At 67.4% G+C, this 13,417-nt stretch carries 13 protein-coding genes and 1 pseudogene; 3 read left to right on the forward strand and 11 right to left on the reverse strand.

What is annotated here, in order from left to right; all coding sequences use genetic code 11:
* Positions 1-75 precede the first annotated feature (75 nt).
* The gene (locus tag A9973_RS21700) at positions 76-1,347 is read right to left on the reverse strand and encodes an IS256 family transposase (protein ID WP_183013799.1); all 1,272 of its coding nucleotides are present in this window, start codon (positions 1,345-1,347) and stop codon (positions 76-78) included.
* A 312-nt stretch (positions 1,348-1,659) separates the two neighbouring features.
* Between A9973_RS21700 and A9973_RS21705 the strand changes: the two genes are divergently transcribed.
* A complete protein-coding gene (locus A9973_RS21705; RefSeq protein ID WP_183015750.1) occupies positions 1,660-2,022 on the forward strand; it encodes a glyoxalase superfamily protein in 363 nt (120 codons plus the stop codon).
* A 6-nt stretch (positions 2,023-2,028) separates the two neighbouring features.
* On the opposite strand, the gene A9973_RS21710 is transcribed toward A9973_RS21705, so the two are convergent.
* The 10 genes from A9973_RS21710 to gtdA all read right to left on the reverse strand — a co-directional run bounded on the left by A9973_RS21710 (position 2,029) and on the right by gtdA (position 12,091).
* Positions 2,029-3,204 (reverse strand): ABC transporter substrate-binding protein, encoded by a 1,176-nt coding sequence (locus A9973_RS21710; protein WP_183015751.1) that lies wholly within the window; start codon positions 3,202-3,204, stop codon positions 2,029-2,031.
* A 24-nt stretch (positions 3,205-3,228) separates the two neighbouring features.
* A complete protein-coding gene (locus A9973_RS21715; protein WP_183015752.1) occupies positions 3,229-4,443 on the reverse strand; it encodes a 3-hydroxybenzoate 6-monooxygenase in 1,215 nt (404 codons plus the stop codon).
* Positions 4,444-4,462: 19 nt separating this feature from the next.
* Complete coding sequence (locus tag A9973_RS21720; protein ID WP_183015753.1) at positions 4,463-5,815, reverse strand: FAD-dependent oxidoreductase; 1,353 nt, start codon at positions 5,813-5,815, stop codon at positions 4,463-4,465.
* A 44-nt stretch (positions 5,816-5,859) separates the two neighbouring features.
* On the reverse strand, positions 5,860-6,861 hold the full coding sequence (locus tag A9973_RS21725; protein ID WP_183015754.1) for a tripartite tricarboxylate transporter substrate binding protein: 1,002 nt from the start codon (positions 6,859-6,861) through the stop codon (positions 5,860-5,862).
* Positions 6,854-7,231, reverse strand: a complete 378-nt coding sequence (locus tag A9973_RS21730) for a chorismate mutase (protein WP_370539520.1) — start codon at positions 7,229-7,231, stop codon at positions 6,854-6,856. Before A9973_RS21730 ends, A9973_RS21725 begins: the two co-directional genes overlap by 8 nt.
* Positions 7,232-7,239: 8 nt before the next feature.
* Positions 7,240-7,878 (reverse strand): maleylacetoacetate isomerase, encoded by a 639-nt coding sequence (gene maiA, locus A9973_RS21735; RefSeq protein WP_183015756.1) that lies wholly within the window; start codon positions 7,876-7,878, stop codon positions 7,240-7,242.
* 45 nt (positions 7,879-7,923) lie between these two features.
* Positions 7,924-8,889, reverse strand: coding sequence for a tripartite tricarboxylate transporter substrate binding protein (locus A9973_RS21740; protein ID WP_183015757.1), 966 nt, complete (start codon positions 8,887-8,889; stop codon positions 7,924-7,926).
* Between the two features lie 77 nt (positions 8,890-8,966).
* Positions 8,967-10,226, reverse strand: coding sequence for a flavin-dependent oxidoreductase (locus tag A9973_RS21745; protein ID WP_183015758.1), 1,260 nt, complete (start codon positions 10,224-10,226; stop codon positions 8,967-8,969).
* Between the two features lie 2 nt (positions 10,227-10,228).
* Complete coding sequence (locus A9973_RS21750) at positions 10,229-10,927, reverse strand: fumarylacetoacetate hydrolase family protein (RefSeq protein WP_183015759.1); 699 nt, start codon at positions 10,925-10,927, stop codon at positions 10,229-10,231.
* 87 nt (positions 10,928-11,014) lie between these two features.
* Positions 11,015-12,091, reverse strand: a complete 1,077-nt coding sequence (gene gtdA, locus A9973_RS21755; RefSeq protein ID WP_183015760.1) for a gentisate 1,2-dioxygenase — start codon at positions 12,089-12,091, stop codon at positions 11,015-11,017.
* Between the two features lie 182 nt (positions 12,092-12,273).
* On the opposite strand from gtdA, the gene A9973_RS21760 reads away from it, so the two are divergent.
* Both A9973_RS21760 and A9973_RS21765 read left to right on the forward strand, forming a co-directional pair.
* Positions 12,274-13,209: a LysR family transcriptional regulator gene (locus A9973_RS21760; RefSeq protein ID WP_183015761.1), complete on the forward strand. Its 936-nt coding sequence runs from the start codon at positions 12,274-12,276 to the stop codon at positions 13,207-13,209.
* Positions 13,209-13,417 (forward strand): annotated as a pseudogene (locus A9973_RS21765) (hypothetical protein); the annotation flags it as partial. The gene A9973_RS21760 and the pseudogene A9973_RS21765, both read left to right, overlap by 1 nt.

Genomic DNA, 13,417 nt, shown 5'->3' on the forward strand with positions numbered 1-13,417 from the left:
CGGGTCGGGTTCTTGAGACGCCCGTCGCGCCGGGAGCCTGTCCGTATTTTTGTGGGCGAGGCGTTTTAAAAGTTGTTATCCCCGCGCCGCAGTAAACCGTTCGCCGAACAGGATAGCAAACTGGTTCATGGCGACTTTCCAGTCGAAGGTCGCCCTCACGGACTTGGCCAGCACGTTGCGTAGCGCCAGCCATAGGAGCTTGATGGCGGCCTCATCAGTGGGGAAGTGACCGCGCGTCTTGATGATCTTGCGCAATTGCATGTTCAAGCTCTCGATGGCGTTGGTCGTATAGATCACGCGCCTGATGTCCGGCGGGAAGACGAAGAAGGGCGTGACGTTCTCCCAGGCCCGCTGCCAGGCCGCAACGATTGTTGGGTACTTGGTCCCCCAGGGCCCATCGGCGAACCCCTGCAGCGCCTGCTCGGCCGCTTGTGCGCTGGCGGCCGCGTAGATCGGGCGTAGCGCGGCAGCGACGGCCTTGCGATCCTTCCATCCCGCGTAATCCAGGCTGTTGCGGATCAGGTGCACGATGCAGGTCTGTACCGTCGTGCGCGGGAAGGCCGTGCCGATGGCGTCAGCCAGGCCCTTCAGGCCGTCGACCACGGCGATCAGGATGTCCTGGCACCCTCGGGTCTTGAGTTCATTGAAGACCTTGAGCCAGAACTTGGCCCCCTCGGTCTGCTCGACCCACAGGCCCAGCACGTCGCGCTGGCCATCGGCCTGCACGCCCAGCGCCAGGTACACCGCCTTGTTGCTGACCCCGCCGTCGTCGCGGATCTTGACCCGCAGCGCGTCGAAGAACACCACCGGGTACATCGCTTCCAGCGGCCGGTTCTGCCAGGCAATCGTCTCGGCCATGACCTCGTCGGTGACCGAGCTGATGAAGTCCGGCGATACCTCGGTGCCATAGCTCTCGGCCAAGAACGCCTGGATCTCGCGCACGCTCATGCCCCGGGCGTACATGGAGATGATCCGGTCATCGAAACCGGTGAAGCGCCGCTCATGCTTGGGGATCAGGATCGGGGCGAAGGAGCCGTCCCGGTCGCGGGGAAGCTCCACGCGCACCGGGCCATGCTCGGTCAGCACCGTCTTGCCGCTGGCGCCGTTGCGCTCGTTGGCCTGGCCTTCGGGCTTGTCTTGGCCTGGCCGATATCCCAGATGCAGGTTCATCTCCGCGGCCATCGTCCGCTCGATTACCGCTTTCTGGAACGACAGGAACAGGTCTTGAACCTCGCTGGGCGTCATCGGTCCCTTGACCAGATGGTCCAGTAACTCGGCCGGCACTTCAGGCAGCGGCCCACGGGCCGCCGCCTGCGCGGCTGCTGTGCGTCTCTTCTTCATCGGCATATCCATGATCTTTATTCCTCATGATATGCCCCGCACACAAAATCCCGGATAGGCCCCGCGCCGGTGGCCCGGGGTGCTCGGGTCAACGATTGCGGTCCGGAGCCTTCGCTCCGGACTTCCCCTGCGTCATCTTCGTCGTCGCCTTCGGCGACTCCTTCAGATTCCCTTGGGCTTATCGACGCCCCTCGCACCCCGGGCGCGTCCGGGTGGTCACTCGTATGGGATCGCATGCCGCGCGCAACCCATCGTCTCTTGCGAATTCGTTGGCCGGATTATGCTGTGATACTCACGCATTCCCTCCGGGCTACCGTCATGCAATTTTCCGCCGCCATCCCCATTCTGCGCATCTTCTCGGTCGAGAAGGCGCGCGAGTTCTATCTGGATTATTTGGGATTTTCCTGGGACTGGGAGCATCGCTTCGAGGCGGGCTTCCCGCTGTATGCGCAGGTGCATCGCGGCGACCTGATCCTGCATTTGAGCGAACACCACGGCGACGCCACGCCGGGGTCGGCGGTGTTTGTGCGGATGCAGGGGGTGGACGCCTATCACGCCGAGCTGACCGCGACGCAGTACGGCTATATGCGGCCGGGTGTGGAAGAGGCGCCTTGGGGGCGGGTGCTGGCGGTCACCGATCCGTTCGGCAACCGCCTGAGCTTTTGCGAAAGCCAGGACTAGGCGGCTCTACATCTTGCAATCCGCCGCGTGCACGTCGGTGTGGTCGCGGGCCAGGACTTTCAGGTTCTTGTAGACGAGCTTGCCGTCCGGGCCGGCTTCGATGTGCAGCAGGTACCAGTCCTGGATCGGGTGCTGGTTGGGGCCGAACTTGAATTTGCCGCGCACGGTGGGGAAGTCGGCTTTCCGTAACGCGTTGCGGAAGTCGTCGGGGCGGCCGGTGACGTCGCCGTTGACGGCTTTGAGCGCCGAGGCGATCAGGTTTGCGGTGTCGTAGGCCTGCGCGGCGTAGGCGGTGGGCGGGCGCTTATAGGCCTTGGTGAAGGCGTCGACGAAGTGTTTGTTCTGCGCGTTGTCCAGGTCGGCGCTCCACAGTGAGCTCAGATAGAAGCCCTTGCTTGCCGTGCCGGTGGCGGCCAGCATGCGGTCGTCCATCGAGTAGATCGGCGTGATCATCCGGATCTTGTCGGACAGCCCCGAGTTGGCGAACTGCTTGGTCAGGTTGATGCCCGCGCCGCCCGGGTGGAACTGGAAGATGGCGTCGGGGTTCAGCGAGCGGATGCGGGCAAGCTCCACCGAGAAGTCGGCCTGTTCCAGCTTGGTGTAGATCTCTTCGGCGATCTCGCCCTTGTAGGCGCGCTTGAATCCGGCGACGGCGTCGCGGCCGGCCTGGTAGTTGGGGGCCATGACGACCACGCGCTTGGCGCCCAGCTCGTTGGCCGCGATGCCGGCCGTGTCGGCGTAGGAGTCGTTCTGGAAGGCGACGGCGAAGTAATTCGGGTTGCAAGCCTTGCCGGCGTAGTTGGAGGGGCCGGCATTCAGGCTGACGTAGAAGCCGCCGGCGTTCAGCACCGTGGGGCCGACGGCCGCCATCACGTTCGAAAAGTTGACGCCCGTGAAGAGCCGCACGCCGTCCTGCACCATCTTGTCGGCGATCTGCTTGGCGTTGGCGGGCTTGAGGGCGTCGTCTTCGACGCGCACGTTGACGGGCACGCCGCCCAGCTTGCCGCCGCCTTCCTTCACGGCCAGCATGAAGGCGTCGCGCTCGTCCTCGCCGATGTAGCCGGCGGGGGTGGAAAGCGTGCCGATGAAGCCGATGTCGACCGGCTTTTGCTGCGCGTGGGCCGCGGATGCCGCCAACGCCAGCAGGATGGCGGCAGTGCCGCCGATAGCGCTCTTCTTCATGTGTTGTCTCCTCTTGTGCTTTTGTTATGCCGCCGCGAGGCAGGTCGCAACCTTCCAACCGTATAGCCACTGCAACGCGTCATAGAACTGGGACTGGCTGCGGCCGGTCCACAGCATGTTGCGCACGGTGCGTTCCACGCCCCGCGCGTGATAGAGCCTGCCCATCTCCCGGGTGGACCAGACCACGCGCGCGCTACGCGGGATGCGGACCGATTCGTACAGGCGGAAGGCGGCCTCCAGGTCGTGCCCGCACTGCCGCACGGCCTCGCCCAGCGTCACCGCGTCTTCCAGCGCCATGCAGGCGCCCTGGGCCATGTATTGCGTCATGGGATGCGCGGCGTCGCCCAGCAGGGTCACGCGGCCCTGGCCCCAGTGTTCGACGGGTTCGCGGTCGGCGGTGGCCCAGCGCTTCCAGGATGTGGGGCGGTCCAGCATCTGGTGCGGGCGCGGGTGGATGCCCTGGAAGTACGACAGCACTTCTTCCTTGCTGCCTTCGCGCACGCCCCATTCCTCTTGCTCGCGGCTGTGGAAGGTGACGACCAGGTTGTACTGCTGGCCGCCGCGCAAGGGGTAGTGCACCAGATGGCAATGCGGGCCGGCCCACAGCACGGGCGCGTTGATGCGCAGTTCGTCGGGCATGTTGTCGCGCTCGACCACCGCGCGGTAGACGACGTGGCCGGTCACGCGTACCGGGTCGCCCAGCGTGCGCTCGCGGATTACGGATTTCACGCCGTCCGCGCCTACGACTGCGTCGGCGCGGTAGTGGTTGCCGTCCGTATCCACGACGTCGACGCCGTTGCCGTCTTGCGACATGCCGGCGATCTGGGTGGACGTGCGGAAGCGGATCAGCGGGTTCTGCTGCACGGCTTCCAGGATGGACAGGTGGATGTCGGCGCGATGGATCACGGCGTACGGGCCGCCGAAACGCGCGCGGAACGCGTCGCCCGTGTCGATGCGCACGACCTCCTGGGCGTCGACCGCATCCATCATGATGATGTGGTCGGTGAAGACCGCGCGCGTGCGCGCCGTCTGGCCTACGCCCAAGGCGTCCAGTGCGGCAAAGGCATTCGGCCCCAGCTGGATGCCGGCGCCGATTTCGCCGATGTGCGCGGCCTGCTCCAGCAATTGCACCGCGATGCCTTGCCGGGTCAGCGCCAGCGCGGCGGCCAGGCCGCCGATGCCGCCGCCCACCACGATAACGGACGGGGTTGCGCGCGTGGCTGTCGAGGAGAGGTTCATCGTTGTTGTCCCGGTTCCGTCATTCGCGGCCGCCAAGGAAGGCGCCTTGCTGTTCCAGTTGGGCCTGCAGGGACGCAACGGGCAAGTCTGCCGGTGCGATGCCGGCGCGCAGCGCCATTGCCGCCGCGGTGCCCGCGGCCTCGCCCATGACGAAGCAACTGCCGCTGACGCGCGCGGCCGACTGGCCTTCGTGCGTCATGGACGCGCAGCGGCCGGCCACCAGCACGTTGTCCGCCACGCCCGGGCCGCGCTTGGGCACCATCATCCGGAATGGCAGCTGGTTGTAGCCACGCGATTCGGGGATGGGCGGCCACATCCATTGCACGTCGCCCGCCGTGTGCATTTCCAAGGGCCAGCCGTTCACGCCGATGCTGTCGTCGAAGTCGGCGCAGCCCAGCACGTGTTCGCGGGTCAGCACGGCTTCGCCCACGATGCGGCGGGTTTCGCGGATGCCCAGCTGCGGGGCGATGTCCAGCACATACGCATTCTCGAAACCCGGCACCTTGGCGCGCAGGAAGGCCAGGTACTGCATGATCTGGCGGCGGCCTTCCAGTTCGCCGGCCGACAAGGACCCGGCGTCGGTGCCGTCGGCCGCGCTGCCGTCGGCATTGGCCAGTTGCGTGACGTTGACGCGCCATTCGTAGTCGTGCTTTTGCGGACGCACGATGGCGCCCCGGCGCGGGAACGTGAATTCACCGCTGGCCGCAGCCTGGTCCATCAAGAGGGGAATGGTCTTCCAGGCTTCCTGGGCACGCGCGCCGTCCACGTTGCCCACCTTGAACATCAGCGTGGGGTAGAGCATGTGGCCGTGTTCGTCGCCCTTTTCGAACGGCAGGCCGCCCCATTGCGCGATGTCGGCGTCGCCCGAGCAGTCGACGAACACCTTGGCGCGCACGGCGCAGCGGCCGGACTTGGTCTCCAGGAACAACGCGTCCACGCGGCCGTGGTCGTCGCGCGCCAGACCGGTGGCCAGGGCGTGGAAAAGCACGTGTGCGCCGCTGTCCTGCACCAATCCGTCGGCCGCGCATTTGAAGGCCGAGATGTCGTAGGCCTGGGCGTGGATCTTGCCCAGGATCAGATGCGGATCGTTCAACCCGTCCATCGCGCGCATGCGGTCCAGAAGATCGTTGGTCATGCCGTGCACCACCTGGCGGATGTCGCCATGGATGTTGGCGTGCAGGCCGCAGAAGTTGGACACGCCAGCGGCCGTGCCCATGCCGCCCAGGAAGCCGTAGCGTTCCACCAGCAGCACGCGGGCGCCGTTGCGCGCGGCGCTGGCGGCGGCCAGCACGCCGGCGGGGCCGCCGCCCAGCACTACGACGTCGTATTCGCCGTAGATCGGGACCTGGCGGGCGGGTTCGTTGATGACCATCTGATTCTCCTTGCTTGTCGTGCGTCGCGGGCGGGCCCGGCGTGTCACTGGCCCTTGATGCCCAGTTTCTTGATCAGGGGTTCCCAGCGCTTCAACTCGTCGTCCATGTAAGCGCGGAATTCAGCGGGGGTGCCGCCGACCGGATCCATGAACTGCGCTTGCAGCCGCTTGGCGACGTCGGGGTCGCGGATCGCCTGGATCAGCGCATCGGACAGCTTCTTCCGGATATCGGCCGGAACCTTGGACGACACCACGAAGCCGATCCACGCCGACCCTTCGATACCAGGCACGCCAACTTCGGCCAGCGTCGGGATGTCGGGCAACAGCGCGGAACGCTTGGACGAGGTGACGGCCAGGGCTTTCAGCCGCCCGTCCTTGACCATCGGCATGACGGCGATGGGAGGCAGCGCCGCGAACTGCGTATCGCCCGACAGCAGCGAGGTCAGCGCGGCGGGCGACGAGGGGTAGGGCACATGGGTCGCGCGCGCGCCGATCTGCTGCAGCAGCAGTTCGACGGCCAGATGGGAAACGGTGCCCGCGCCCGGCGACGGGAAGTTGTACTTGTCAGGGTTCTGCTTTAGCGCATCCAGCAATTGGCCCACGGTGCCGATGCCGGCAGAAGCGGGCACGACCAGCACGTTGGGCTGGTGCACGGCCAGCGTCAGCGGCGACAGGTCGGTCGCGGGCGCATAGGGCAGCTTGTCGAACAGCAGCGTGTTGTTCACCAGGGGGCCGGTGATGGATACGCCGAAGGTGTAGCCGTCGGGCTTGGCGTTGGCGATGGCGAAGGTGCCGATGTTGCCGCTGGCGCCCGGCTTGTTTTCGATGACGATGGTCTGGCCCAGGATGGCGCCGGCCTTCTCGCCGACGATGCGGGCGACCTGGTCGGGGCTGGAGCCGGGGCCGAAGGGCACGATGGCTTTCAGCGGTTGCGTGGGCCACGCGTCGGCGGCCTGCGCCGCCAGCGGCGCGGTGGCGGCCAGCCCCAGCATCAGGGCGCGCGCCGCCACGCGGCGGGCCAGCGTCAGCGGACGGGACTTATTCATGCGTGTCTCCCACGTCTTTCATGGTGTTGAAGTAGGTTTGCTCGTTGGCGATGAAGGCGGCGACCATCGCGCGATAGGCCGCGTCCACCACTTGCTCAAGATTCTCGAAGCCGCGGTTGTGGCGTTGAGCCAGCGCGCGCGCCTTGTCGAACACCTGGGCCTGGCGCGCGGGCGCGCTGACCTGGAACGCGTCCCGCTTGAAGCGCGCGGCGTCCTTCACGTACATGGCGCGCTCGGCGATCAGGCGCACGATCTCGTCGTCCAGCCGGTCGATGTTGGCGCGTACCTCGGCCAGGTCGGCGCACAGGGGGCGGTAGGCCGGGTCGGTGTATTCGCGCAGCGGCGCGCCGCGGGTATCGGGTTCTTGCATGGGCGTCGTCATTGGGTGTGGTCGGGTTGGCGTGCGGGCGCGGCTTGCTGGAATGCGGGCTGCGCGTTGCAGTGGTCGAAGATCCGCAGGATGCGCGGGTAGGCGGACAGGTCGCAGCCCATCCGCTGCGCGTTGGCCACTTGCGGCACCAGGCAGCAATCGGCCAGCGTGGGCGCGTCGCCGAAGCAATACGGGCCATGCCCGTGGCGCGCCAGCAGTTCCTCGACCGCCGTCAGGCCTTCGCGGATCCAGTGGTGGTACCAGGCGGTCTTCTGTTCGTCGGTGGCGCCCAGCACATCCTGCAGATAGCGCAGGATGCGCATGTTGTTGACGGGGTGGATGTCGCAGGAAATGGCGTCGGACAGTTCCAGCACGCGGGCGCGGGCCACAGTGCCGGCCGGGATCAGGCGGGGCTCGGGATGCGTGGCGTCCAGGTAGTCGATGATGGCGAGCGACTGCGACAGCCGGATGTCGCCATCGGCCAGCAGCGGCACGCCCGCCGACGGGTTCTGGGCCACATAGCCGGCGGCGCGCTGTTCCTGCTTGCGCAGGTTCACGGGCAGATACTCGTAAGGCAGGCCCTTGAGCGCCAGCGCGATGCGCACGCGGTAAGAGGTCGAGCTGTTGAAGAAGCTGTGGAGTTGCATGGAGTGTGCGTCGGTGGGGGCGGAGGGTCGGGGTAGGCTGCGGCGTTATTCGGCCGTGATGCCCGTGCGGGCGACGATGTCGTCCCAGCGCTTGGCGTCGCGGGCGATGAGGGCGCCGAAATCGGCGGGCGCGGAGGTCGCGGGAACCATGCCTTGCGCGTCGAAGGCGGCGGCGGTGGCCGGCGTCTTGAGGATGGCGTTGATTTCCCGGTTCATGCGGTCGACGATGGCCGGCGGCGTGCCCTGGGGGGCCAGCACGCCGTACCACATATCCACATCGGCGCCTTGCAGGCCGGCCTCTGTCAGCGTGGGCGTGTCGGGCAGTTGCGGCAGGCGCTTCGGGCTGCCCGTGGCGATCACTTTCAGCTTGCCTGCCTTGATTTGCGGCAGTGCCACGTGCACGGGCAGGAACATGTAGTCCAGGCGGCCACCGAGCATGTCCGTGACGGCGCCCGCCGTGCCCTTGTAGGGCACATGCAGCATGGCCGTGTGCGTGCGGTCCAGGAACAGCGCCATCGACAGGTGGTGCGGCGTGCCCACGCCAGGCGTACCGTAACTGAGCTTGCCCGGCGCGGCGCTGGCGGCGCGCACCACGTCGTCGACAGTGTTGGCGGGGTTGGACGGATGCGTGACCAGCAGCAGGGAACCCCACGACGTCAGGCCGACCGGCGAAAAGTCCTTTTGCGGGTCGAAGCGCAGCTTGCCCTTGTAGAGGCTGGCGTTCATGACGAAGGTGTTCACCGTCACCAGGAAGGTGTAGCCGTCGCCGTCGGCGCGCGCGACCTTTTCGCTGCCGATGTTGCCGCTGGCGCCGGCCAGGTTTTCCACCACGACCGGCTGGCCCAGCGTGCGGGGCAGGCTTGCCGCCAGTTGCCGCGCGATCAGGTCGATGCCCGTGCCCGGCGTGAACGGGACGACCAGCGTGATGGGCCGCTCCGGCCATGCCGCCTGGCTGGCGGCGGCCGTGAACGCCAGGACCGCGGCGCCAACAAGGCGTATGAACTTGTTCATGGTTTGTCTCCTGTTCCTGTCACCGGTCATGCGCCGGTTTGTTGTCAGCGGCGGGCGCAATGCCGCGCCCGTCCGCCTTACACGTAGGGCGCCCGGGCTTTCAGCGCCACGGGGTCGAAGCCGGCCACCTGCTTGTAGCGCCGCGACATGCCTTCCAGTTCGTCGCGGCTGATCACGTCTTCGATGTGCGCATACGGCCGGTCGGCGGACCGTTCATGCACCTCGCGCAGGATGGCGTCGGGCGGATTGCTGCGGTTGGTCAGGACCACGCGGGTGGTGGCCTCCACCCGGGCGCGGTCGTAAGCCTGCAATGCGTCAGGGGTCAGCCCCTGGCGCTTCAATTGGCCGGTCAGGTAGCGGGCGTCGACCACGGCCTGGCCCGCGCCATTCGAGCCGCGGGGGACCATCGGGTGGGCCGCGTCGCCCAGCAAGGTCATGCGGCCCGCAGTCCAGGTCGGCAAGGGATCCTGGTCCACCATCGGGTACTCCAGGATGGCGTCTGCGTCCTGGATCAGGCGCGCGACATCCAGCCAGTCGAAGTGCCAGTCGGAAAATGCGGGAAAGAAATCCTCCAGCCGGCCGCTGCGGTTCCAGTCGCGCACGGCGGGTTCGGCGGCTTCGATCTCGGCCACCCAGTTCACCAGCTGGTTGCCGTCGGCGTCGATGTTGTCGCGGATGGGATAGATGACCATTTTCCCCGTGGACAGCCAGCCCGCCCGGACCATGCTGGCGCCGGACAGGAACGGCTTGCATCGCGTCGTGCCGCGCCACATGTTCACGCCGGAGTACCGGGGTGCGCCTTCTTGCGGATAGCGCTGCTTGCGCAGCGCCGAGTGGATGCCGTCGCAGCCGACCGCGATGCGTCCGCGGACGGGGGCGAGCGCGTTGCCGTGGTTGTCCTGGAAGCGGGCCGTGACGGTGTCGGCGTCTTGTTCGACGCCGGTGCAGCGCGCGTTCACGGTCACGCTGTCGTCGCCCAGGCGTTGCCGCACGGCCGCCAGCAGCGCCATTTGCAGGTCGCCGCGATGAATGGAGTATTGGGGCCAGTCGTAGCCTGCGTCCAGGCCGGCGGGCTCGCCGTAGATGAACTGGCCGTGGCGCGTATAGAAGACGGATTCGCGCGTGCGCACGGCGATCGGGTCCAGCGCGGGCAGCAGGCCCAATTCATCCAGTTCGCGCGTGGCGTGCGGCAGCAGGTTGATGCCGACGCCCAGCGGCTTGATCTCGGACACGGCCTCGTAGACGCGGCAGGCGATGCCGGCTTGGTGCAGGCTCAGCGCCAGCACCAGGCCGCCCACCCCCGCGCCCACGATGATCACATCGGTGTCGTATCGCATGCTTAGACCATCCGCACGCTGAGCGTGCCCAGGCCATCCACGCCGCCGACCATCGTGTCGCCGCGCACGACCGGCCCCACGCCTTCCGGCGTGCCCGTGTAGATCAGGTCGCCCGCTTCCAGGCGGAAATACCTGGACAGGTACGCGATGGTTTCCGCGACGGACCAGATCAGCTTGCCGATGTCGCTGCGTTGCTTATCCGTGCCGTTGACCTGCAGCCAGATGGCGGCCTGGCCGATGCCGGTGGCCGACCCGGCGGGGTGCAGCGGGCCGATGGGGGCGCTGTGGTCGAAGGCTTTGCCCAGTTCCCACGGGCGGCCGGCCTCGCGCATTTTCATCTGCAGGTCGCGCCGCGTCATGTCCAGGCCCACGGCGTAGCCCCAGACATGGTTCAGCGCGTCATCCACCGCGATATCGGCGCCGCCTTTGCCGATGGCCGCGACCAGCTCGATCTCGTAATGCAGGTTGGCGGTCTCGGGCGGGTACGGCAGGTCCAGCGTCTGGCCGTCGGCGACCGGCACGACCGCATCGGCGGGCTTGCAGAAGAAGAACGGCGGTTCACGGTCCGGGTCGAAGCCCATTTCGCGGGCGTGGGCGGCGTAGTTGCGGCCCACGCAGTACACGCGGCGAACGGGAAAGGCGTCCTGGCTGCCGTCGATGGGCACGGAGACGGGGGCGGCGGGAGCAAACACGAAAGGCATGGATCACCCTTGGGGAGACGAAAGGGAAAAATGGAAAGCCGGATAGCGCACCGGGTAGCGCACCGGATAACGCGCGCGGCGCCGGGTTCAGCCGACGCGTTCTTCGCGCCACAGGCCCAGCGCGTCCTGCACGGGGCGGTCCGAATAGCTGAACAGCGTGGCGTCTTCCAGCGCGGCCAGTTGCACGGGCAGCCAGGACGGCGCCACGAAGACGTCGCGCGGGCCGAAATGGAATTCCTGGTCGCCGATGCGCGCGGTGCCGCGCCCTTCCACCACGCTGTAGACCGTGGAGTCGGTGCTGCGGGTGGTCTTGCCCTGGAAGCCGGCGGGCAGCAGCTGCATGAACGTGGCCATCGTCGGCATGGGGTAGCCGCCCGTGGCCGGGTTCAGGTAGCGCAGTTTCACGCCGTCCCAGGGGTCCAGTTCCCCGTGGCGGTACAGGGCGTCCAGCGCTTCGCGGCTGCGTTCGTAGGGGTAGTTGAAGATGGGCGACGTGCCGCTTGAAACGTGATGGCGCACCGGCGCCATGTTGTGGCCGAAGCGGGCCATGCTGTCGCCTTCGGGCCGCGTGACGGGCTGGGTGGCGTGGGGGTAGTTTTCGGCGAAGCCGGCGTCCAGGAAGCGCAGCAGCGGGATGTCCAGACCGTCCAGCCACACGACGGGCTCGCCGCCTTCCGCCGTTTCGGCGTTGCCGTGGTCGTGCCAGGTCCAGGACGGCGTGATGATGAAGTCGCCCGGGTGCATGGTGGTGCGTTCGCCGTTCACGGCCGTGTAGGCGCCCCGGCCTTCGACGATGAAGCGCAGCGCCGATTGCGTGTGGCGGTGGCTGGGCGCGATCTCGCCGGGCAGGATCAATTGCAGGCCGGCGTACAGGCTTTGCGTGATGCTGGCCTGGCCCGGCAGGCCGGGGTTCTCCAGGATCAGGACGCGGCGCACGGCTTCTTCGGCGGTGATCAGCGAACCCGACGCCATCACGTCGTCGCGCACGTCGTCGTATTTCCAGAGGGCCGGCACGCAGCGCGGGGCGGGCTGGCGGGGAACCAGATTGTGCAGGGACTCCCACAGGGGAGCCATGTGCTTCTTGGCGATGCGCGCGTAATAGGCGGCGCGATCAGCGGCGCGGTCGGCGTCGTGATCCGCGCCGGCGGTGTGGCCGTCGGGCATGGTTGTCTCCAGTATGTCCGGCTGGTGCCGGCTTCTACGGGTGGCCGCCGCGTGGGTCGCGGCTGGTCCAGATATGAAGACGATTATGCGTAAGCAGCTATGTGTTTAATAATGAAATTATCTTATTATCCATACGAATAACAATATACATACGAGACAACCTCCATCCGACGAGGGCCCGCATGGACTGGACCCACCGCCTGCGGCTGCGCAATCTGAAGATGCTGCTCAGCCTGGCGCAGACCCGCAACATCAGCCATTCGGCCGCGATGCTCAACACCACGCAGCCGGGTTTGTCGAAGTGGCTGAAAGACCTGGAAGACGATATCGGCCTGCCGCTGTTCGAGCGCCACGCGCGCGGCCTGCGTCCGACGCCGCACGGCGATGTGCTGATCGCCCACGCCCAGCGGGTCGAGTCGCAGATGGACCGCGCCAGCGCCGACATGGCCGCGCTGCGTGAAGGCGGCGGCGGCCGGGTGGTGATCGGCGCGTCAGGCGCGTCGGCCTCCGACACGGTGCCGCTGGCGGTGATGAAGCTGCTGGAACGCATGCCGCAAGCGCGCGTGAAACTCGTCGAAGGCACGACGGACCGCTTGCTGGCACAACTGGCCCAAGGCGACCTGGACATCGTCGTGGGCCGCTCGGCGCCCGAACACCACGACCCCGCCATCCGCTTCGAAGCGCTGTACCTGGAACCGATCCATCTGGTGGCGCGCCCGCGCCATCCGCTGTTCGCCATCGAGCAGCCCGGCTGGCAGGACCTGCTGTCGTACCGGTGGATCCTGTGGCCCAAGGGCACGCCTATCCGCAATGCGGTGGACGCCGCGCTGGCGGCGGCGGGGCAAGCGCCGCCGCCGGACCATGTGGAGTCGAATTCGGTCACGATCAACCTCACGCTGATCAACAACAGCGACATGATCGGCGTGGCCTCGCACCGCGCGGCGCTGCGGTTTTCGCAGATGCGGGCGATGCGGATCATCCCGGTGCGGCTGTCGGGCTTTGGATCCGTGGCGATGTATTGGCGTGAAGATGCCTTCAGGCCGCTGGCGGTGCAGGAAGCGATGGCGGCCTTGCGCAACACGGTGGCGGAACACGCGCCGGGCGTGACAAGGCTGTGATGCCGACCGCCGGCGCGGGCCTGAATGCGTTGATCGCGCAGTGCCGCCGGGTAGAGGCGGCGCTGGCGGACGGCGCCGACCCGGCGGCCTCGGCGGCCATGCATCGGTTCGTGGCGGACATGGACGCCAGGCGGACGCCGCCGGGGATGTGGTCGCCGTTGGCGTTGTCAGTGCTGGTGATGACGGGCGGGCTGGGGGTGGGCATCGA

Source organism: Achromobacter sp. UMC46 (assembly GCF_014170335.1).
Classification (GTDB): domain Bacteria; phylum Pseudomonadota; class Gammaproteobacteria; order Burkholderiales; family Burkholderiaceae_B; genus Achromobacter.